The following is a 20,824-nucleotide window of genomic DNA, read 5'->3' on the forward strand; positions in this document are numbered from 1 at the left end:
TGGAACCGCATGACCAACTACAGCCTGCGTGCTCGCATGATGATTCTGATTCTGGCGCCAACCGTCCTGATAGGACTGTTGCTCAGTATTTTCTTTGTCGCTCATCGTTATAACGACCTGCAACGCCAGCTGGAGGACGCTGGCGCCAGTATTATCGAACCGCTGGCGGTCTCCAGCGAATATGGCATGAACTTGCAAAACCGCGAATCCATCGGCCAGCTGATCAGCGTTCTGCATCGTCGCCACTCGGAGATCGTGCGGGCCATCTCGGTGTACGATTCGCATAACCGCTTATTTGTCACCTCCAATTACCAGCTCAATCCCAGCGAACTGCAGATCCCGAAAGGCGAGGCATTCCCCCGTCACCTCAGCGTCATCCGCGATGGCGACATGATGATCCTGCGCACGCCTATTGTCTCGGAAAGCTATTCTCCGGATGAATCACCCGAATCTGACGCTAAAATGCCGGGCAATATGCTGGGCTACGTCGCCCTGGAGCTGGATCTAAAATCGGTTCGCCTCCAGCAGTACAAAGAGATTTTTATCTCCAGCGTAATGATGCTGTTCTGTATCGGCATCGCGTTAATCTTCGGCTGGAGACTGATGCGCGACGTCACTGGGCCAATCCGCAATATGGTTAACACTGTCGACCGCATCCGCCGCGGACAGCTGGACAGCCGGGTCGAAGGCTTTATGCTCGGCGAACTGGATATGCTGAAAAATGGCATTAACTCGATGGCCATGTCGCTGGCGGCATACCACGAAGAGATGCAACACAACGTCGACCAGGCGACCTCCGATCTACGGGAAACGCTTGAGCAGATGGAGATCCAGAACGTCGAGCTGGACCTGGCGAAAAAGCGCGCCCAGGAGGCGGCGCGCATTAAGTCTGAGTTCCTGGCCAATATGTCTCACGAGCTGCGCACCCCGCTCAATGGGGTGATCGGCTTTACCCGCCTGACGCTGAAAACCGATCTCAACGCTACGCAGCGCGACCACCTGACCACCATCGAACGTTCGGCCAACAATCTGCTGGCGATCATCAATGACGTGCTCGACTTTTCCAAACTGGAAGCCGGGAAGCTGATCCTGGAGAGTATTCCGTTCCTGCTGCGCACTTCGCTTGATGAAGTGGTCACCCTGCTGGCGCATTCCGCGCACGATAAAGGGCTGGAGCTGACGCTGAATATTAAGAACAATGTACCGGACAACGTTATCGGCGACCCGCTGCGTCTGCAGCAGATTGTGACCAACCTCGTGGGCAACGCCATCAAATTTACCGAGCACGGCAATATCGACGTACTGGTGGAGCAGCGGGCCATCAGTAATTCCCGGGTACAGATCGAAATTCAGATCCACGATACCGGCATCGGCATCCCCGAGCGCGACCAGTCCCGGCTATTCCAGGCCTTCCGTCAGGCCGATGCCAGTATTTCACGCCGCCACGGCGGCACCGGGCTCGGGCTGGTGATCACTCAGCGTCTGGTCAAAGAGATGGGCGGGGATATTTCGTTCCACAGCCAGCCGAACCGCGGCTCCACCTTCTGGTTCCATATCAGCCTCGATCTCAACCCGAACGCCATTCCGGATACGCTGAACACCGACGGGCTTGTCGGCAAACGTCTGGCCTATGTGGAAGCCAACGCGACGGCGGCGCAGTGTACCCTGGAGATGCTGGCCGCTACGCCGCTGGAGGTTATCTACAGCCCTACCTTCTCCTCGCTGGCGGAAGCGCAGTATGACATTCTGCTGGTCGGTATCCCGGTTTCAATGCGCGATTTGTCGCCGCATCGGGAAAAATTAGCCAAAGCCTGCGCGATGTCCGATAACGTACTGCTGGCCCTGCCGTGCCATGCCCAGGTCAGCGCCGAAGCCCTGAAGCGCGACGGCGTTGCCGCCTGCCTGTTAAAGCCGCTCACCACCACCCGTCTGCTACCGGCGCTGGTGGCTACCAGCCACGCGCTTGCCTCCGCGCCGCTGATGCAGATCGACAGTCATAAGTTGCCAATGACGGTAATGGCCGTCGACGACAACCCGGCTAACCTGAAGCTGATTGGCGCCCTGCTGGATGATCTTGTGCAGCAGGTGATCCTCTGCGACAGCGGCCAGCAGGCGGTGGACAAGGCCAAGCAGCTGCAGATGGATCTGATCCTGATGGATATTCAGATGCCGGATATGGACGGCATCCGCGCCTGTGAGCTTATCCATCACCTGTCTCATCATCAGCAAACCCCGGTTATTGCGGTCACCGCGCACGCCCTGGAGGGCCAGCGTGAGAAATTACTGAGCGCCGGCATGAACGACTATCTGGCGAAGCCAATCGAAGAAGAGAAACTGCACGCACTGCTGTTGCGCTATCAGCCCGGCCTGCACAGCGTCGTTCCGGCGTCGCTACCGCCCGCAGAGCCGATCGTCGATCATAATCAAACGCTCGACTGGCAGCTGGCGCTGCGCCAGGCGGCCATGAAGCCGGACCTGGCGCGGGAGATGCTGCAAATGCTGATCGCCTTTATGCCGGAGGTGCGTAACAAAGTTGAGGAGCAGCTGGTGGGCGAGCAGCCGGAAGGGCTGGTGGATCTGATCCATAAACTGCACGGCAGCTGCAGCTATAGCGGCGTGCCGCGGCTGAAAAAGCTGTGCCATACCCTGGAAAGTCAGCTGCGGGCAGGCACCGCCGCCGAGGATCTGGAGCCGGAGCTGCTTGAGCTGTTAGATGAGATGGATAATGTGGCCCGCGAAGCGTGCCGGATGGGGGTGTAAACCCCGGATAGCGGCGCTACGCGCCTCATCCGGCCTACGCCCTACAGTCCGGTATTCGGTTGGTAGCCCCGGTAAGCGTAAGCGCCACCGGGGATGGTTCCCGGATCGCGGTGCTACGCACCTTATCCGGACTACAAATACCACTGCGCCAGCCGGGTTACCGCCTGTCGCCCATCTGCAAAACCGCGGCTACGTTACGCGCCGTCATTCGCAGGTTGGCGGCGGCATTGGCCAACGCTTCATCAAGGGTACAGATGGTATACAACACGCTGAATACCGCATCCAGCCCGTGCTGATGCACGACGCCAACATCGGCGGTAAGACTGCCGGCAATCCCGATCACCGGGACGTTAAAACGCTTCGCCACCCTCGCCACCCCCACCGGCACTTTGCCGTGGATCGTCTGGCTATCGATACGCCCTTCGCCGGTGATCACTAAATCGGCATCCGCCACCCGCTCAGCCAGCTGTAGCGCATCGGTGACAATCTCAATGCCCGGACGCAACTGAGCACCACAGAACGCATACAGCGCCGCACCCATGCCGCCCGCCGCGCCGCCGCCCTCAAGGCTCAGCACGTCGATATCTAAATCGCGGGCGATAATCCGGGCATAGTGCCGCAGGCCGCTGTCGAGCCGGTCGATCATCTGCGCCGTCGCCCCTTTTTGCGGGCCGAACACCGCGCTGGCGCCCTGCGGGCCGGTCAACGGGTTGGTGACGTCGCAGGCAACGTCAATCCGGCAATCTGCCAGCCGCGAATCGAGTTCGCTGAGATCGATTCGCGCCAGCGTCTCCAGCGCGCCGCCCCCGGAGGCAATTTGCTGGCCCTCGGCGGTCAGCAGTTTCGCCCCCAGCGCCTGCGCCATCCCGGCGCCGCCGTCATTGGTCGCACTGCCGCCAATACCAATAATGATCTGTCTTACCCCGGCGTCCAGCGCATGGCGGATAAGCTCCCCGGTACCCCAGGAAGTGGTCAGCAGCGGGTTACGCTGCGCCGGCGGGACGCTCTCCAGGCCGCTGGCCGCCGCCATTTCGATAAAGGCGCACTGGCGATCGCCGGACAGCCCGTAAAATGCCTCAACCGGCTCGCCCAGCGGCCCGGTGACCGTCAGCGGAACCAGAAGCCCGCCGGTCGCCGCCACCATGGCTTCCACCGTCCCTTCCCCACCATCGGCAACCGGCAGCTTGACGTACTCGGCGTCAGGATAAATCTCGCGAAAGCCTTGCTCTATCGCACTGGCCACTTCCAGCGCGCTCAGGCTCTCCTTCCAGGAATCCGGTGCGATCACTATTTTCATCTGCTGTCCTTACTCTGAGCCAACCCCTGGCGCTGTCGCGCAATGCCGGCCCCCCGCAGAGGCCGGCGGACTTTTAGCGCACCATGCATGGACGCTTGTTGTCAAAGGTCCAGCCCGGGATCAGATACTGCATCGCCATCGCATCGTCGCGGGCGCCAAGACCATGTTTCTTATATAGCTCATTTGCCTGCATCACGCGGTCCATATCCAGCTCAACCCCCAGGCCCGGGGTACTCGGTACCTGCACCATGCCGCCTTTGATTTCAAAAGGTTGTTTGGTCAGACGCTGGTTGCCCTCCTGCCAGATCCAGTGGGTATCGATAGCGGTGATCTTGCCCGGCGCCGCTGCCGCGACGTGGGTGAACATCGCCAGCGACACGTCGAAGTGATTATTAGAGTGCGAACCCCAGGTCAGACCGAACTCATGGCACATCTGCGCTACGCGCACCGACCCCTGCATGGTCCAGAAGTGCGGGTCCGCCAGCGGGATATCCACCGATTGTAGCGACAGCGTATGGCCCATCTGCCGCCAGTCGGTGGCGATCATATTGGTGGCGGTCGGCAGGCCCGTCGCGCGGCGGAACTCGGCCATCACTTCGCGGCCGGAGAAGCCCTGTTCGGCGCCGCACGGATCTTCCGCATAGGCCAGCACGCCCTTCAGCTGTTTACCAATCTGAATGGCCTCCTCAAGCAGCCAGGCGCCATTCGGGTCGAGAGTGACGCGAGCATTCGGGAAGCGCTTCGCCAGGGCGCTGATCGCTTCGGCTTCTTCAAAACCGGCCAGCACGCCGCCCTTCAGCTTAAAGTCGTTGAAACCATATTTTTCATACGCCGCTTCCGCCAGGCGGACCACCGCATCCGGCGTCATCGCCTCTTCATGGCGCAGGCGATACCACTCGCACTGCTCATCCGGCTGGCTCTGATAGGCCAGCGGCGTCGCATGGCGATTACCGACAAAGAACAGATAGCCCAGCATTTCGACTTCGCTGCGCTGCTGGCCATCGCCTAGCAGCGAGGCGACGTTGACCCCAAGGTGCTGGCCCAGCAGATCCAGCAGTGCCGCTTCGATGCCGGTCACCACGTGAATGGTGGTGCGCAGGTCAAAGGTCTGCAGGCCGCGGCCCCCGGCGTCGCGGTCGGCAAACTGATTGCGCACCGCGCCCAGCACGTTTTTATACTCGCCCAGCGTTTTGCCCACCACCAGCGGAATGGCATCCTCCAGGGTCTGGCGAATTTTTTCACCGCCCGGGATTTCACCGACGCCGGTATGGCCGGCGTTATCTTTGATAATTACGATATTGCGGGTGAAGTACGGGGCGTGCGCGCCGCTCAGGTTCATCAGCATGCTGTCATGGCCGGCAACCGGGATCACCTGCATGGTGGTGACAACGGGCGTTGAAGAGAAAGTCGTCATAGCATCATCCTTTTTAATTAGTGGCGGCCGAAAACGGGACGTTTGCGGTCGAATGTCCAGCCGGGGATCAGGTACTGCATCGGGCCCGCGTCGTTGCGCGCGCCGCCCGGCAGCGCTTTATAGGCCTCATGGGCTCTGCGCACCTGCTCCCAGTCAAGTTCCACGCCGAGTCCCGGCGCGTCTGGCACGGCAATGCTGCCGTTAATAATCTGCAGCGGATTTTTGGTCAGGCGCGCGTCGCCCTCCTGCCAGATCCAGTGGGTATCGATGGCGGTGGGGTTGCCCGGCGCGGCGGCGCCGACGTGGGTAAACATCGCCAGGGAAATATCAAAGTGGTTGTTGGAATGGCAGCCCCAGGTGAGCCCCCAGTCGTCGCACAGCTGCGCCACCCGCACCGCGCCGGAGAGCGTCCAGAAGTGCGGGTCCGCCAGCGGGATATCGACGGCGTTGAGCATCACCGCATGGCCCATTTCGCGCCAGTTAGTGGCTATCATATTGGTGGCGACCGGCAGCCCGGTGGCGCGGCGGAACTCGGCCATCACCTCCCGGCCGGAGAAACCCTGTTCGGCGCCGCACGGATCTTCGGCGTAGGTCAGAACATCCTGCAGCCCTTTACACAGCGCGATGGCCTCATCCAGCAGCCAGGCGCCATTAGGGTCGACGGTGATGCGCGCATCCGGGAAACGCTTTTTCAGCGCCCGCGCGGTGTCGATCTCCTGCTCGCCGGGCAGAACGCCGCCTTTGAGCTTAAAGTCTTTGAAACCGTAGCGATCCTGGGCGGCTTCCGCCAGACGCACTATCGCCTCGCTGCTCAACGCCTGCTGGTGGCGCAGGCGGTACCATTCGTGATCGCCCGGCGTATGGTCCAGATAACCAAGGTCGGTTTTCTGCCGATCGCCGATATAGAACAGGTAGCCCAGCACGGTGACGGCATCACGCTGCTTACCCGGGCCCAGCAGCTCGCAGACCGGCACATTAAGCACCTGGCCGAGCAGGTCGAGCAGCGCCGCTTCCAGCGCCGCCACCGCGTTAACCTTCAGTTCGAAGGTCCACGCCCCTTTGCCGAAGGTGTCGAAATCCGCCGCCTGATTGCCTTTGTGCACCTGCTGCACCACGCGATTGAGTCGGGCGACCTCCTGGCCCACCACCTGCGGGATCGCCGCCAGCAGCGTCTGGTAGATGACCTCTCCGCCTGGCGCTTCGCCGACGCCGGTATGGCCGGCGTTATCGGTTAACACCACGATATTGCGGGTAAACCAGGCGTTATGCGCTCCGCCGATGTTCAGCAGCATGCTGTCGTGCCCGGCCACCGGAATGACCTTCATCTCTGTGATAATCGGGCTGGATTGAGTAGTCATGATTAACGTCCCGCTACAGGTTTCAGTTCGATACGTTTGATATCGCCCACCAGCACCAGATAGCTCAGCACTGCCACCAGGGCATGGATACCGACGTAGATCAGCGCGCCGTTGAACGAGCCGGTGGTGCCGACGATATAGCCGATGGCGATCGGGGTGACGATGCCGGAGATATTGCCGAACATATTGAACAGACCGCCGGAGAGACCGCTAATCTCTTTCGGCGCGGTATCCGCCATCACCGCCCAGCCCAGGGCGCCGATCCCTTTGCCGAAGAAGGCCATTGCCATAAAGCCGATCACCATCCACTCCACGTTGACATAGTTACACATCAGCATGGTCATGGAGAGCAGCATCCCCAGCACAATCGGCGTTTTGCGCGCAATGTTCAGCGAGCCGGTGCGGCGCATTAACCAGTCGGAGATCACCCCGCCCAGCACCCCGCCGACAAAGCCGCACACCGCCGGAATCGAGGCGACAAAGCCGGCTTTGAGGATCGACATGCCGCGCGCCTGCACCAGATAAACCGGGAACCAGGTGATAAAGAAGTAGGTTAAGGCGTTGATGCAGTACTGACCGATATAGATGCCGATCATCATCCGCGAGCCGATCAGTTGCTTGATCTGCCCCATTTTGACGCTAAACGGCACTTTCTGCGCGCTGCTCTTCTGATCCATGTTGATCAGCGCCCCGCCTTCGGCGATATAGTCCAGCTCTTTCTGGTTCACGCCCGGGTGGTTGTTCGGATCGTGGATCACTTTCAGCCACACAAAGCTGATCACAATCCCCAGCCCGCCCATAAAGAAGAACACATGCGACCAACCCACCTCATGCGTCAGCCAGCCCATGATCGGCGCGAAAATAACGGTGGCAAAGTACTGGGCGGAGTTAAAAATCGATACCGCTGTCCCCCTCTCCTGCGCCGGGAACCAGGCGGCGACGATCCGGCTGTTGCCGGGGAATGACGGCGACTCGGCAAGGCCGACGAGGAAGCGCAGGGTAAACAGCGCAACGATAATGCCAAAGCCGCTGAAGATATCGACGAAGCCCTGCAGCAGGGTAAACATCGACCAGATGAAGATCGACCAGAAATAGACGCGCTTCGAGCCGAAGCGGTCGAGCAGCCAGCCGCCCGGGATCTGGCCGATGACATAAGCCCATGAGAAGGCGGAGAACACATACCCCATCCCCACCGGATCAAGGCCGATATCCCTGGCCATTTCCGAACCGGCGATCGACAGCGTCGCCCGGTCGCCATAGTTAAAAGAGGTGACGATAAACAGCATCACCACTATCCAGTAGCGGGCGTTGGTACGCTTTTCAGCCGCCGTCGCCGCCTGACTTAATGAACTCATTGTTGTACTCCTGAATCATAGCGTTTAGCTACGTTCATTCTGAACAGCACAACCTGTAGGGTAATCAGAATGACGTGGTCGTGTTTTGATAGTTGTCGTTATATCTGGCACTGCATTTATCACTGGCTGGAGCAGTATATGAAGAGGCACACCGCGGCTCACCGTGCATCCACACAGCTTTTACGCCGCTATTGCAGGTGGTTTGTGGCGAATGCCTGAAAGAATGGGGGGAAGTTCACGGAAATGAAAAGCCAGCGCCGCTGGCGCCGCATAGCGCAGCAAAAAGGGCCGGAGTGTGAAATACCTCACTTGACCCGGTGAAACTGGCTGGCTTAAGCCATGATATTGCTAAGGATATTGTGGCGTTTGCCTAAAGGCGTGGCGCCTGGAAAGCGCTACTATTTTGACGTCCGCGTATCTGGCCGCGACGTATTGAAAGAGCGCCCTCTGCGTAGGGAGAGGGCAGCGCTTTTATGCGAGCAGGGTGGCCCACTGCTCAACCCACGGATTGGAGACGCTCTCCGGCTCCGGGTCTTCGCTGGCGTCAATCTTCAGCATCTCGCCGATGCGCTTCGCGCCCTGCTCCTGCAGCAGCTGATCGAACTTCAGGCCGCCGCCGCAAAAGTTGGCATAGGTGCTGTCGCCGAGCGCGATAATGCCGTACCGCAGGTGAGGCTGATACATATCTTTGATGCCCTCATACAGCGGGACGATGCTGTCCGGCAGATCGCCCTGCCCGGTGGTGGAGGTGACCACCAGCACATACTTACCCGTGTAGGATTCCCAGTCGTTGACCTGCGGATCCTCATACACGGTAGCCTTGTGTCCCAGTCCGCTGAGGATCGCTTCCGCTTCTTCCGCGACCAGCAGCGAGTTGCCGTACATGGTGCCGACAAAAATTCCGACTTCCGCCATGCTATTATCTCCCTGGATTGACCTTATTCTCTTCATCCTGACCGCTGTCGTCGGCAAACTCAACCCTTTCATTTAGCGGGAGAAGCCCGCGCCAGCCAAACTGCGACAGCGCGCGCATCCAGACGTCGTCAAAACCGGCGCGCAGGGTCAGCGGCTCGCCGGTAAAAGGATGGGTTAACGACAGCTCGCTGGCGTGCAGCATCAAGCGGTGACAGCCGAAATGTTCCGCGGCGCTGCGGTTTTGCCGCAGATCGCCGTGCTTGCTGTCGCCGAGGATCGGATGACGGAGGTGGGCCAGATGACGGCGCAGCTGGTGCTTGCGGCCGGTTTTCGGCTCCAGTTCCACCAGCCCATAGCGCGAGGTGGGATAGCGCCCAGTCGCCACTGGCATCTCCACTGTCGCCAGACCGCGGTAGTGGGTTACCGCTGGCTGCGGCCCTTTATCTTCGCGGGCGAACTTATCGGCGATTCTATCCAGCTCCTCCACCAGCGGGTAATCCAGCAGCGCCTCTTCCATCAGCCAGCCGCGGACGATCGCATGGTAGCGCTTCCGGATCTGGTGCTGCTCGAACTGTTGCGCCAGCAGCCGGCCCGCCTCGCTCGACAATCCCATCAGCAGCACGCCGGAGGTGGGCCGGTCGAGACGATGAGCGGTAAAAACGTGCTGACCGATCTGGTCGCGCACGGTCTGCATCACCACCACTTTCTCGTCGCGATCGAGCCAGCTGCGATGCACCAGCCAGCCCGAGGGTTTGTTGACCGCCACCAGCCAGTCGTCCTGGTAGATAATCTCCAGCATCAGGCCTGCTCACCGGCAAACAGCGCGTCTAACAGCAGAAGTTCCGCCAGCATGGATTCGCGGACCGGGTGGGCCTGATCCAGAGCCATCTCGTAATAAGGCGCAACGGCAAAATTTTGCGGCAGCGGCTGGCCGCTCTCCAGCAGCTGGTGCATACGCGGGATCAGGACCCACTGCAGCCACTCCAGCGGCTCCAGGGTATCCAGGCAAAACGGCTTATCGCTGGCGAAGGCGCTGCTGTCCGGCGCCGTCTCCTGCCAGTGCTCCGTTTCGCGCAGCAGGGCTTCAATGGCGCGCAGGAGATCGCGCACGCTATCGTGAAGAGTCATGGGGAAACCTCGATGAGTTAAAAACCGGGCGCAGGATAGCAAATCCGCAGGAGAAATAAAAAAAGGGAGCACTGTATAAACAGTGCTCCCGGTTCGTTTTGCAGCAGTCCCGCTACATTGGTGCTCCCTGCTCGTCCTTGAAAACTTTTCCTGAGGTCTCCTGACCATGTTCATCCATAAACACGTGCATCCTGCTTTCACACCACCCCGATGCGAAATGACTTATCCATAAGTTTGTCCCGATCTTCCTGATCCACCGTTCATTCTGAGCGGCTCTCGTTCTCCATCCTGGAGGTGTCCATTACGCGATCCTGCGTTATCCTTGCTTCATCCTGAAGCCTGTCCCTGCAACGCCGTCCTGGCGGGTCCTGCAGAAGCGCCATCATCCTGATGTTCGCTTCATTTCGCGACGTCCTGTCGACAGACATAGGATCACTGATTCTGCCCCTTCTTACAACCCTTCTTGAGACAATCTCTTAAGATTAGTCCCCACTCAAAAGGACGAAAAAATTAAGATCTTATTTAATACCAACAGCTTATATAAAAAAGTATGGATTAAATTTACCTTAAATGATGACGATCTCTTACAGGTTTTGTAAGAGATCTCTCACAAACGATCTGGCAGACTGGATTACAGAACTGGCTCAAGGTGGTTGAGGAAACCCGCAAGTGAGGGAGAAAGCGTAATGCGTTTGGCGGTGCCGAGGGTCTCTTTGACTACCTCGCCGCTGAGATTACAGACGGAAATCACATCCAGTTCACTCTCGAGGGTGGCGATAAACAGCGTCGGCGACAGCTTCAACCGCTTCTGCACCACCAGGTGCCCGATTAAATTTTCCTGCACCCGCTGGAAATCCTCTTCACTCCAGGTCTGCAGCAGCGTCAAGGTTTCGCCGGCAAACCGGCCGGACATATCGCCGGCAAACTGAGTGGTATAATAAGAATGAAGCGGCTGTTGTACCACAATGTCGAGGGCGCGTTCAACCGCGCTGATATTTTGCGCCAGCGAAAACGGCTGCGGCTGCCAGAAAACGGCCTCGCCCTGGGTGTCGACAACGCAAGGCGACGGGACGCCGTAAAGCTCTTCACTGCGCGGCAGGCTGTGGCGCTGCTGCTGCCAGACGGCGCAATATCGTTGGGTAAAAGCGCGTAGCGCTTCTGCTGTCTGATGGTCCACCGGTTTCTCTCTTCACGTTAGACAGGATACACTGGAGCAATAGTGTACCCGCTTTACTATGGTGAAACATGTCTTCTTACGATAATCATCAGGCGCTGGCCGGCCTGACGCTCGGTAAATCAACCGATTACCGCGATACCTATGACGCCTCGCTGCTGCAGGGCGTGCCGCGCAGTTTAAACCGCGACCCGCTGGGCCTGCATGCCGATAATCTGCCGTTTCACGGCGCCGATATCTGGACGCTGTACGAACTCTCCTGGCTGAACGGCAAAGGTCTGCCGCAGGTGGCTGTCGGCCACGTCGAGCTGCCCGATACCAGCCTCAATCTGGTGGAGTCGAAAAGCTTTAAGCTCTATCTCAACAGCTTTAACCAGACCCGTTTCGCTAGCTGGCAGGACGTTGCAGAGACGCTGACTCGCGATCTCAGCGCCTGCGCGCAGGGGAAGGTTAAGGTATCGCTCTACCGCCTGGATGAACTGGAAGGCCAGCCGATTGCCCGCCTGCACGGCACCTGCATCGACGATCAGGATATCGAGATCGATAACTATCAGTTCAGCGCCGATTACCTGCAGGGCGCCGCCAGCGGCAAAATCGTGGAGGAGACGCTGGTCAGCCACCTGCTGAAGTCCAATTGCCTTATCACTCATCAGCCGGACTGGGGCTCGGTGCAGATCCAGTATCGGGGGGCGAAAATCGACCGCGAGCAGCTCCTGCGCTATCTGGTTTCGTTCCGCCACCATAACGAATTCCATGAGCAGTGCGTCGAACGTATCTTTAACGATATTCTCCGTTTCTGCCAGCCGGAATCGCTTTCCGTTTACGCCCGCTATACGCGACGCGGCGGTCTGGATATCAACCCCTGGCGCAGCAATGGCGACTTTTCCCCCGCCACCGGCCGCCTCGCCCGTCAATAATAAACAATTTCACAATTTGCGTGCGTTTAGGCGCGCGCAAGGTTGTGGAAACGCCGTTCGCAGGGCTATTGTAATCACAGGAAGACCATAAGCGTCCTGTAAGGAGTTCACTTGATTACACATGTTAGCCCGCTTGGTTCAATGGATATGCTGTCGCAGCTGGAAGTGGATATGCTTAAGCGCACCGCCAGCAGCGACCTGTACCAACTCTTTCGCAACTGCTCGCTTGCTGTGCTCAATTCGGGGAGCCTGACCGATAACAGCAAGGAGCTCCTGTCCCGTTTCGAAAATTTCGAGATTAACGTGCTGCGGCGCGAACGCGGCGTGAAGCTGGAACTGATCAACCCGCCGGAAGACGCCTTCGTTGACGGGCGGATTATCCGCTCCCTGCAGGCCAACCTGTTCGCCGTGCTGCGCGATATCCTGTTCGTTTACGGCCAGATCCACAATACCGTTCGCTTCCCGAACCTCGATCTCGAAAGTTCGGTTCATATCACTAACCTGGTGTTCTCGATCCTGCGCAACGCCCGCGCGCTGCACGTCGGCGAGGCGCCGAACATGATCGTCTGCTGGGGCGGCCACTCCATCAACGAAAACGAATATCTCTACGCCCGCCGCGTCGGTACGCAGCTGGGCCTGCGGGAACTGAATATCTGCACCGGCTGCGGGCCTGGCGCAATGGAGGCGCCGATGAAAGGCGCCGCCGTCGGCCATGCGCAGCAGCGCTACAAAGACAGCCGCTTTATCGGCATGACCGAACCATCCATTATCGCTGCGGAACCACCGAACCCGCTGGTCAATGAACTGATCATCATGCCGGATATCGAAAAGCGTCTGGAGGCCTTCGTACGTATCGCCCACGGGATCATTATTTTCCCGGGCGGCGTCGGCACTGCCGAAGAGCTGCTCTACCTGCTGGGTATTCTGATGCACCCCGACAACAAAGCGCAGGTGCTGCCGCTGATCCTCACCGGGCCGAAGGAGAGCGCCGACTACTTCCGCGTACTGGACGAGTTTATCACCCATACCCTGGGCGAATCGGCCCGTCGCCACTACCGGATCATCATTGACGACCCCGCGGAAGTGGCGCGGCAGATGAAAAAAGCGATGCCGCTGGTGAAAGAGAGCCGTCGCGAGACCGATGACGCCTATAGCTTTAACTGGTCGATTCGCATCTCGCCGGACCTGCAGATGCCGTTTGATCCGACCCACGAGAACATGGCCAACCTCAAACTCTCCCCGGATCAGCCGGTGGAAGTGCTGGCCGCCGACCTGCGTCGCGCCTTCTCCGGGATTGTCGCGGGGAACGTCAAAGAGGTGGGCATCCAGGCCATTGAGCAGTACGGTCCTTACAAACTGCACGGCGATCCGGAGATGATGCGCCGTATGGACGATCTGCTGCAGGGCTTCGTCGCCCAGCACCGCATGAAGCTTCCGGGCGGCACCGCCTATATTCCTTGCTACGAAATCATCGCCTGATTTCCCACTCTCCCGCCGGGGCATCGCCTGACGCCTGCCCCCGGCGGGCTCTCTTCCTCTGACTTCCAGAACGCGCTAAAAACCTTTCTGTTACTAATCAATCACCTGAATTATTTCTACATAGCCAAACGTTTGCGTTGGTAAAAACTGCGACAATTATCACTGCAAAAAATGGTTTTAAGCGCAAAAACGTCGACTAGTTCTCTTTTTTACAGTAAATCCCTCGTTATTACGCCGCTCCGCTTTTATCTCATATGCTGCAAATGGTAGCCTTCGCGCCACAAATCGCTGGCTGATCACCAGAAACAGGCTGTTGGACTAAAAATACGCACATTGAAAGTGGATTATTGCATTTGAGATCGCGATCACTGATGCATAAACCATATAAATGTATCTTTCCGGCCCAATTATTACGGAGAAAATTTCTAAAAAAACCGTAATTAAACGAATTTCATGTTACGCAATTGTATTTATTCATTAGATTTTGTTGATTCCTCCAGGAGATACAGATGGAAACCACTCAAACCAGCACCATCGTTTCGGGCGAAACCCGCAGCGGATGGCGTAAAACCGACACCATGTGGATGCTGGGCCTGTACGGTACAGCGATTGGCGCGGGCGTCTTGTTCCTGCCGATCAACGCCGGCGTTGGCGGCATGATCCCCCTGATCATCATGGCGATTCTGGCCTTCCCGATGACTTTCTTCGCCCACCGCGGCATGACCCGCTTCGTGCTCTCCGGGAAAAACCCGGGCGAAGACATCACCGAAGTAGTGGAAGAACACTTCGGCGTAGGCGCAGGTAAGCTGATTACCCTGCTTTATTTCTTCGCTATCTACCCGATCCTGCTGGTTTACAGCGTGGCGATCACTAACACCGTCGAAACCTTCATGGCGCACCAGCTGCACATGACGCCGCCGCCGCGCGCCATTCTGTCGCTGATCCTGATTGTCGGCATGATGACCATTGTGCGTTTCGGCGAGCAGATGATCGTTAAGGCAATGAGTGTGCTGGTGTTCCCGTTCGTTATCGCGCTGATGGTGCTGGCTCTGTATCTGATCCCGCAGTGGAACGGCGCGGCGCTGGAGACGCTCTCCCTGAGCGGCGCTTCCGTTACCGGCAACGGCCTGCTGATGACCCTGTGGCTGGCGATCCCGGTGATGGTCTTCTCCTTCAACCACTCGCCGATCATCTCTTCCTTCGCGGTAGCCAAACGTGAAGAGTACGGCGAAGGCGCTGAGAAGAAATGCTCCAGTATCCTCGCGCGCGCCCACATCATGATGGTGCTGACCGTGATGTTCTTCGTCTTCAGCTGCGTTCTGAGCCTCTCTCCGGCAGACCTGGCGGCGGCGAAAGAGCAGAACATCTCGATTCTGTCTTACCTGGCGAACCACTTTAACGCGCCAATCATTGCCTGGATGGCGCCGATCATCGCGATGATCGCTATCACCAAATCCTTCCTTGGCCACTATCTGGGCGCTCGCGAAGGCTTTAACGGCATGGTGATTAAATCCCTGCGCAGTAAAGGCAAATCGATTGAAATCAACAAACTGAACAAGCTGACCGCGCTGTTCATGCTGATCACCACCTGGATTGTGGCAACCCTGAACCCGAGCATCCTCGGTATGATCGAGACCCTTGGCGGCCCGATTATCGCGATGATCCTGTTCCTGATGCCGATGTACGCGATTCAGAAAGTCCCGGCGATGCGTAAATACAGCGGCCATATCAGCAACGTCTTCGTGGTGATTATGGGCCTGATTGCCATCTCCGCGATCTTCTACTCTCTGTTCAGCTAATTCATTCAACGCCTCCCCCCGCGCCGCTTTACGGCGGCGCGCTTTCCGACAGCACGGGAATACATATGATCAGCGTATTCGATATCTTTAAAATCGGCATTGGCCCTTCCAGCTCCCATACCGTTGGACCGATGAAAGCGGGCAAACAATTCACTGACGACCTGATCGCGCGCGGCCTGCTGGCCGAGGTGAGCAAAGTCGTCGTCGACGTCTACGGCTCCCTCTCCCTGACCGGTAAAGGCCACCATACCGATATCGCGATTATCATGGGACTCGCCGGCAACCTGCCGGACACCGTCGACATCGACGCCATTCCGGGCTTTATTCAGGATGTTAATACCCATGGCCGCCTGATGCTGGCCAACGGTCAGCACGAAGTGGACTTCCCGGTGGATCAGTGCATGAATTTCCATGCCGACAACCTGTCGCTGCATGAGAACGGCATGCGCATCACAGCCCTGGCCGGCGACAAGGTGCTCTACAGCCAGACGTATTACTCTATCGGCGGCGGCTTTATCGTTGATGAGGAGCACTTCGGCCAGACTACCGAGGCGCCGGTTGCCGTTCCTTACCCTTACAAAAACGCCGCCGACCTGCAGCGTCACTGCCGTGAAACCGGGCTGTCGCTCTCCGGCCTGATGATGCAGAACGAACTGGCGCTGCACAGCAAAGAAGCCCTTGAGCAACACTTCGCCGCGGTGTGGGAAGTGATGAGCGCCGGTATCGAGCGCGGCATCACCACCGAAGGCGTCCTGCCGGGCAAACTGCGCGTCCCGCGCCGCGCCGCCGCGCTGCGCCGCATGCTGGTGAGCCAGGACACCACCAACAGCGATCCGATGGCGGTGGTCGACTGGATCAATATGTTCGCCCTGGCGGTGAACGAAGAGAACGCCGCCGGCGGCCGGGTGGTGACCGCGCCAACCAACGGCGCCTGCGGTATCGTGCCGGCGGTGCTGGCCTACTACGACAAGTTTATCCGCAAGGTGAACAGCAACTCCCTGGCCCGCTATATGCTGGTCGCCAGCGCGATTGGTTCGCTGTATAAGATGAACGCCTCCATCTCCGGCGCCGAAGTCGGCTGCCAGGGTGAAGTGGGGGTCGCCTGCTCGATGGCGGCGGCCGGTCTGGCGGAACTGCTGGGCGGCAGCCCGGGTCAGGTGTGCATCGCGGCAGAGATCGCTATGGAGCATAACCTCGGCCTGACCTGCGACCCGGTCGCCGGCCAGGTGCAGGTGCCGTGCATCGAACGCAACGCTATCGCTGCCGTGAAAGCGGTCAACGCCGCGCGAATGGCGCTGCGCCGGACCAGCGAGCCGCGCGTGTGTCTCGATAAAGTGATCGAGACCATGTACGAAACCGGCAAAGACATGAACGCCAAGTACCGGGAAACCTCCCGCGGTGGTCTGGCGATGAAGATTGTTGCCTGCGATTAACCTGCTGGCCCGCCACGCGTCGGCGTGTCGGGCCATCGTCCTGCATAACTCTTTTTGTTATATCAATAAAATTTTAGTTATTTAATGGTTATAAGCGCTGTTTGTTACCTTACGCAAAACCGCTAAGGAGAACAGACAATGTCCAACCGATTCCGCCCCGCCTGGCTGCTGGTCCTCGCCGCCCTCTCTACCTCCGCGCTGGCCAAAGCGCCGGAAACCGTCAACATCGGCTATCAAAAGGCGAATATCTTCGCGCTGCTGAAGTACCGCGGCACGCTGGATGAGAGCCTGAAAAAACAGGGCATTGCCGTACGCTGGGTCGAATTCCCCGCCGGGCCGCAAATGCTGGAGGGGCTGAACGTCGGTAGTATCGATCTGGCCGCGACCGGCGATGCGCCTCCGGCCTTTGCCCAGGCGGCGCAAGCCGATCTGGTCTACCTTGCCCACTCCCCCGCTAACCCGAAAACGGAAGCGATTGTGGTGCCTGAACAGTCGGCAATCCACAGCGTGGCCGACCTGAAGGGCAAGCGCGTGGGGTTGAACAAGGGGTCTGACGTCAACTACCTGCTGGTTGCCGCACTGGAAAAAGCGGGCCTCAGCTATAAAGACATCACCCCGGTCTATCTGCCGCCGGCGGACGCCCGCGCCGCTTTCCAGCGCGGGGCGATTGATGCGTGGGTGATCTGGGATCCGTTCCTCGCAGAAGTGGAAACCAACGCGAAAGCCCGACAGATCCGCAATGCCGAGGGGCTGGTGCCGCACTACACCTTCTATCTCGCCAGCCGCAAGTTTGCAGATACCTACCCGGAGACAGCAAAGCAGGTGGTGGATGAGCTGGGTAAACTCAGCGCGTGGGCGAACAGCCATCAGGACGAGGCCGCCGGGCTGCTGTCGACCTCAACCGGACTGGATAAAGCCATCTGGCTGAAGACCCTGGCCCGCCTGCCCTACGGTGCCGAACGCATGACCCCGGCGGTGTATAACGAACAGCAGGCGCTGGCGGATACCTTTACGCGCATCGGCCTGCTGCCGGTGAAAGTCGACGTGCGCAGCGCCACCTGGTCGCTGGATAAACCTTGATTTTCCTGACGACGGGAAGCACTGCGCCTCCCGTCGCCGACAGGCTTACCCCGCCGTTTTCTCACCATTGCCTATCTGCCAGATAAAGGTGGGCGCTTCACCGTTCACCAGCCAGTTACCGATATTACGTGCCTTATAAATCACCGGATTATGCGAGGCAACCGTCCGCGCATTGCGCCAGTGGCGATCCAGCGCAAGGCGAGTTCGCGTATCCGACGCCCCGAGGGCATTAAACAGCTCCGTCGCCGCCCGCGGGATCCAGTCGCTGGCGATCACCTGCGCCTGCGCCGCTTCCACTTCCGCCAGCTGGTTACGCCGGGCAATCAATGCTTCGTCGTCGCTGACGTGCGCCACATAGGCCTGCTGCAGCGATTCCGCGGCCTGCAGGACCGCGGCCCGGGTCGCCCATGCCCAGCTGCTGATCTGCCCAACGACCTGCAGAACCTGGGCGTCATCGCGCGGCACGGCGGCGTTGCCGTGGCTGTACATCCGGGAGCGATGTTTGACGCCCTGCGCGGCATCCCGCTCAACCGCCAGGCCAATGCCCGCGAGGGTCGCCAGCAGCACATGCTGGTAGAAGGCGGTCTGATAGCGAAAGCGCTGGGCAAAATCATAGACATGTTCGGTTTCCACCCGAGCGCCGGTAAAGCGGGTGGTCCCGCTGCCGGTCAACCGCTGGCCAAAGCCATCCCAGTCATCTTCCCGCACCACACCGGTCTGCTGGGTGCTGACCAGGGCTATCACATCGCTGGCGGTATCACTGCGCCGGGCAAACACATCGATCCAGTCGGCGTACAGCGCGCCGGTGCTGTAAAACTTCTCGCCGTCGAGTCGCCAGCCGCCCTCTGTCGGCGTCACTCTGGTGTTCACCTCTCCCAGCTTAACCGCGCCGATCTCCGTCCAGCCGCTGCCCACCAGCTCACCGTCGAGGAAGCGACGAAACCAGCGGTCGCGCCCGGCGGAATCCGGCTGATTCAGCTGATCTTCCACAAAGGCAAAGTGCGCGCGCAGGGCCTGCGGCAGGTTAGAGTCCGCTTGCGCCAGCTCGATCAGCAGCGCGCTGAGCTGCGGCAGCGAAGCGCCCCAGCCGCCCTTCTCGCGCGGGATACGCAGCGTGCCGAAGCCCGCTTCTTTCAGCCAGCGGATCGGCTCATCGGGCAGAATGCGCTGCTGTTCGCGCTCCGCAGCGCCCTGGGCGATACGGGTGAATATCGGGCGGAAGGCGGCCGCCAGCGCGTCATAATCGGTGCCAGTGGAGAGCAGGGTCATTGTCAGTTCCTTATTCATGAAGTGCGTCGATATCTTCTCGCGTCGGTTCATGACGGACCGCCAGCAGGAAGAAAATGGGAATAATGGCGGCAAGCGAGACCACCCAGAACATCTGCGTGCCGAGGGAGGCCTGCAGCAGCGGCAGAATAAACAACGCCAGCGCGCTGCCGATCCCGGAGAGTGCCCGGCTGAAACCGACCCCGGTGGCGCGAATGGCAGTAGGATAGGAGAGCGCCGGGTAGATCATCAGCTGCGCCCCCGGGCCAAACCCTTCGGCGAACAGCCACAGCCCCAGCATCGCGATAGCCAGCACGATACCTGCCGTCGCGTGCGGTTGCCCCACCAGCGCCAGCACAATCAGCGCCACAAACTGCAGGGCGAAGCCGGCTATCGCCACATGACGCGAAGGATATTTCCACGCCAGATGCATACCGAGCAGCCCACCGGTAAAAGCAAACAGGGCGTTCAGCCCCAGCGATGCCGAAATAGTTTCGAAGACGCCAGCCCCGAGGAACTGGGCAAGAATTGACGGCAGGAAAAAGGCAATCGCCGTGTACTCGAAGGAGATACAGATATTCATCACCCCGGCGACGATAGTCCGCTCGCGGTAGGGTTTTTCGAACAGCACGCGGAAGCTCACTTTCGGCGCTGGCGCGGGCTTCGCCGCCGGGACCTCATGGGCATGGATCCCCCAGGAGTCGCGTAAAATACGCACTGCAGAGGTCAGATCGCCCTGGTTCGCCGCCCACAGCGGGGATTCATTCATAAATCGACTGCGGACGGCAATAATCAGCAGTGCCGGCACGGCGCCGAACAGCAGGGAGGCGCGCCACAGCCAGTCAAGATGCTCCTGCGGCAGCAGGAAATAGAGGCCGAAGATAATGAGAAAGCAGACGGTTGAGGCGGCGTACCACATCGGGCACCACGCCGCGAGGCGAGCCGCTTTGTTGCCTTTGCCGGCAAAGCGGGAAAACTCGGCCAGATAGGACATCGCTACCGGCAGGTCGATGCCAACGCCGATGCCCATCAGGAAACGGGCGCCAATCAACACCCAGACGTTCGGCGCCAGCCCGGCGGCGATAGCCGAAATCACGAAAAAGAACATATCGGCCATAAAAACCGAATAGCGACCATATTTATCGGTCAGCCAGCCGCCGATAATATTGCCGACGATAGTCCCGACCATAATGGACGAAGTCACCAGGCCGGTCAGCAGCGGTGAGAGCTGAAATTCACGTACAACGTCATCAATACCGTAGGAGAGCGTGGTTAAGTCATATGCGTCGAGAAAAACGCCCCCCAGCGCGAGGAAGACAATCATCCGCGCATATTTCGCTTGTTCCTTGCCGGAATTAATTAGCCGCGCCACATCCCCGACGCTACTGACCGGTACCGAAGCGATACCGGGATTATCCACTGGTAATGTACTCATTTTTTCACCTTATT

Annotated in this window: 16 protein-coding genes; 6 read left to right on the forward strand and 10 right to left on the reverse strand. The window is 59.2% G+C overall.

Going from position 1 to position 20,824, the window contains the following annotated elements:
* Positions 1–9 precede the first annotated feature (9 nt).
* Positions 10–2,760 (forward strand): two-component sensor histidine kinase BarA, encoded by a 2,751-nt coding sequence (barA, locus tag BHE81_RS13885; protein WP_004151066.1) that lies wholly within the window; start codon positions 10–12, stop codon positions 2,758–2,760.
* Positions 2,761–2,917: 157 nt separating this feature from the next.
* On the opposite strand, the gene BHE81_RS13895 is transcribed toward barA, so the two are convergent.
* The 8 genes from BHE81_RS13895 to syd form a co-directional block, all read right to left on the reverse strand.
* Entirely contained in the window at positions 2,918–4,057 is a 1,140-nt protein-coding gene (locus tag BHE81_RS13895; protein WP_002915222.1) for a glycerate kinase, read from the reverse strand.
* A 73-nt stretch (positions 4,058–4,130) separates the two neighbouring features.
* Positions 4,131–5,471: a glucarate dehydratase gene (gudD, locus tag BHE81_RS13900; RefSeq protein ID WP_002915223.1), complete on the reverse strand. Its 1,341-nt coding sequence runs from the start codon at positions 5,469–5,471 to the stop codon at positions 4,131–4,133.
* Positions 5,472–5,488: 17 nt separating this feature from the next.
* A complete protein-coding gene (locus tag BHE81_RS13905) occupies positions 5,489–6,829 on the reverse strand; it encodes an enolase C-terminal domain-like protein (protein ID WP_002915224.1) in 1,341 nt (446 codons plus the stop codon).
* A gap of 2 nt (positions 6,830–6,831) precedes the next feature.
* Complete coding sequence (locus BHE81_RS13910; protein ID WP_002915225.1) at positions 6,832–8,184, reverse strand: MFS transporter; 1,353 nt, start codon at positions 8,182–8,184, stop codon at positions 6,832–6,834.
* 471 nt (positions 8,185–8,655) lie between these two features.
* Entirely contained in the window at positions 8,656–9,099 is a 444-nt protein-coding gene (locus tag BHE81_RS13915; RefSeq protein WP_002915235.1) for a flavodoxin, read from the reverse strand.
* 4 nt (positions 9,100–9,103) lie between these two features.
* Positions 9,104–9,898, reverse strand: a complete 795-nt coding sequence (gene truC / locus BHE81_RS13920) for a tRNA pseudouridine(65) synthase TruC (RefSeq protein ID WP_002915236.1) — start codon at positions 9,896–9,898, stop codon at positions 9,104–9,106.
* A complete protein-coding gene (locus BHE81_RS13925) occupies positions 9,898–10,227 on the reverse strand; it encodes a YqcC family protein (RefSeq protein WP_110246446.1) in 330 nt (109 codons plus the stop codon). The genes truC and BHE81_RS13925 overlap by 1 nt, the downstream gene beginning before the upstream one ends.
* A 631-nt stretch (positions 10,228–10,858) precedes the next feature.
* Positions 10,859–11,404: a SecY-interacting protein gene (gene syd / locus BHE81_RS13930; RefSeq protein WP_002915253.1), complete on the reverse strand. Its 546-nt coding sequence runs from the start codon at positions 11,402–11,404 to the stop codon at positions 10,859–10,861.
* A gap of 68 nt (positions 11,405–11,472) precedes the next feature.
* Here syd and queF point away from each other — a divergent pair, with 68 nt between their 5' ends.
* The 5 genes from queF to BHE81_RS13955 all read left to right on the forward strand — a co-directional run bounded on the left by queF (position 11,473) and on the right by BHE81_RS13955 (position 18,109).
* Positions 11,473–12,318 carry an NADPH-dependent 7-cyano-7-deazaguanine reductase QueF gene (gene queF, locus BHE81_RS13935; RefSeq protein ID WP_004174633.1) on the forward strand — a complete coding sequence of 282 codons (846 nt, stop codon included), beginning with the start codon at positions 11,473–11,475 and terminating at the stop codon, positions 12,316–12,318.
* Between the two features lie 111 nt (positions 12,319–12,429).
* The gene (gene ppnN / locus BHE81_RS13940; RefSeq protein ID WP_002915258.1) at positions 12,430–13,797 is read left to right on the forward strand and encodes a nucleotide 5'-monophosphate nucleosidase PpnN; all 1,368 of its coding nucleotides are present in this window, start codon (positions 12,430–12,432) and stop codon (positions 13,795–13,797) included.
* 509 nt (positions 13,798–14,306) lie between these two features.
* The gene (locus BHE81_RS13945) at positions 14,307–15,596 is read left to right on the forward strand and encodes an HAAAP family serine/threonine permease (protein ID WP_004151070.1); all 1,290 of its coding nucleotides are present in this window, start codon (positions 14,307–14,309) and stop codon (positions 15,594–15,596) included.
* Positions 15,597–15,661: 65 nt separating this feature from the next.
* Entirely contained in the window at positions 15,662–17,029 is a 1,368-nt protein-coding gene (locus BHE81_RS13950; RefSeq protein ID WP_002915259.1) for an L-serine ammonia-lyase, read from the forward strand.
* Between the two features lie 138 nt (positions 17,030–17,167).
* Positions 17,168–18,109 carry an aliphatic sulfonate ABC transporter substrate-binding protein gene (locus BHE81_RS13955; RefSeq protein ID WP_002915261.1) on the forward strand — a complete coding sequence of 314 codons (942 nt, stop codon included), beginning with the start codon at positions 17,168–17,170 and terminating at the stop codon, positions 18,107–18,109.
* Positions 18,110–18,154: 45 nt separating this feature from the next.
* Here BHE81_RS13955 and BHE81_RS13960 read toward each other — a convergent pair whose 3' ends face one another.
* Both BHE81_RS13960 and BHE81_RS13965 read right to left on the reverse strand, forming a co-directional pair.
* A complete protein-coding gene (locus BHE81_RS13960; RefSeq protein ID WP_002915263.1) occupies positions 18,155–19,378 on the reverse strand; it encodes an acyl-CoA dehydrogenase family protein in 1,224 nt (407 codons plus the stop codon).
* 10 nt (positions 19,379–19,388) lie between these two features.
* A complete protein-coding gene (locus BHE81_RS13965; protein WP_004151071.1) occupies positions 19,389–20,810 on the reverse strand; it encodes an MFS transporter in 1,422 nt (473 codons plus the stop codon).
* Positions 20,811–20,824 lie beyond the last annotated feature (14 nt).

The sequence above is a fragment of the Klebsiella sp. AqSCr genome (assembly GCF_008452795.1).
GTDB lineage: Bacteria > Pseudomonadota > Gammaproteobacteria > Enterobacterales > Enterobacteriaceae > Klebsiella > Klebsiella pneumoniae.

Excerpts from the sequence above, each read along its gene's own strand:
- BHE81_RS13960 (WP_002915263.1), bottom strand. The coding sequence starts at position 19,378 with ATGACCCTGCTCTCCACTGGCACCGATTATGACGCGCTGGCGGCCGCC.
- BHE81_RS13945 (WP_004151070.1), top strand. The coding sequence starts at position 14,307 with ATGGAAACCACTCAAACCAGCACCATCGTTTCGGGCGAAACCCGCAGC.
- BHE81_RS13905 (WP_002915224.1), bottom strand. The coding sequence starts at position 6,829 with ATGACTACTCAATCCAGCCCGATTATCACAGAGATGAAGGTCATTCCG.
- BHE81_RS13955 (WP_002915261.1), top strand. The coding sequence starts at position 17,168 with ATGTCCAACCGATTCCGCCCCGCCTGGCTGCTGGTCCTCGCCGCCCTC.
- truC (WP_002915236.1), bottom strand. The coding sequence starts at position 9,898 with ATGCTGGAGATTATCTACCAGGACGACTGGCTGGTGGCGGTCAACAAA.
- BHE81_RS13915 (WP_002915235.1), bottom strand. The coding sequence starts at position 9,099 with ATGGCGGAAGTCGGAATTTTTGTCGGCACCATGTACGGCAACTCGCTG.
- queF (WP_004174633.1), top strand. The coding sequence starts at position 11,473 with ATGTCTTCTTACGATAATCATCAGGCGCTGGCCGGCCTGACGCTCGGT.
- gudD (WP_002915223.1), bottom strand. The coding sequence starts at position 5,471 with ATGACGACTTTCTCTTCAACGCCCGTTGTCACCACCATGCAGGTGATC.
- BHE81_RS13950 (WP_002915259.1), top strand. The coding sequence starts at position 15,662 with ATGATCAGCGTATTCGATATCTTTAAAATCGGCATTGGCCCTTCCAGC.
- BHE81_RS13910 (WP_002915225.1), bottom strand. The coding sequence starts at position 8,184 with ATGAGTTCATTAAGTCAGGCGGCGACGGCGGCTGAAAAGCGTACCAAC.
- BHE81_RS13965 (WP_004151071.1), bottom strand. The coding sequence starts at position 20,810 with ATGAGTACATTACCAGTGGATAATCCCGGTATCGCTTCGGTACCGGTC.
- BHE81_RS13925 (WP_110246446.1), bottom strand. The coding sequence starts at position 10,227 with ATGACTCTTCACGATAGCGTGCGCGATCTCCTGCGCGCCATTGAAGCC.
- barA (WP_004151066.1), top strand. The coding sequence starts at position 10 with ATGACCAACTACAGCCTGCGTGCTCGCATGATGATTCTGATTCTGGCG.
- BHE81_RS13895 (WP_002915222.1), bottom strand. The coding sequence starts at position 4,057 with ATGAAAATAGTGATCGCACCGGATTCCTGGAAGGAGAGCCTGAGCGCG.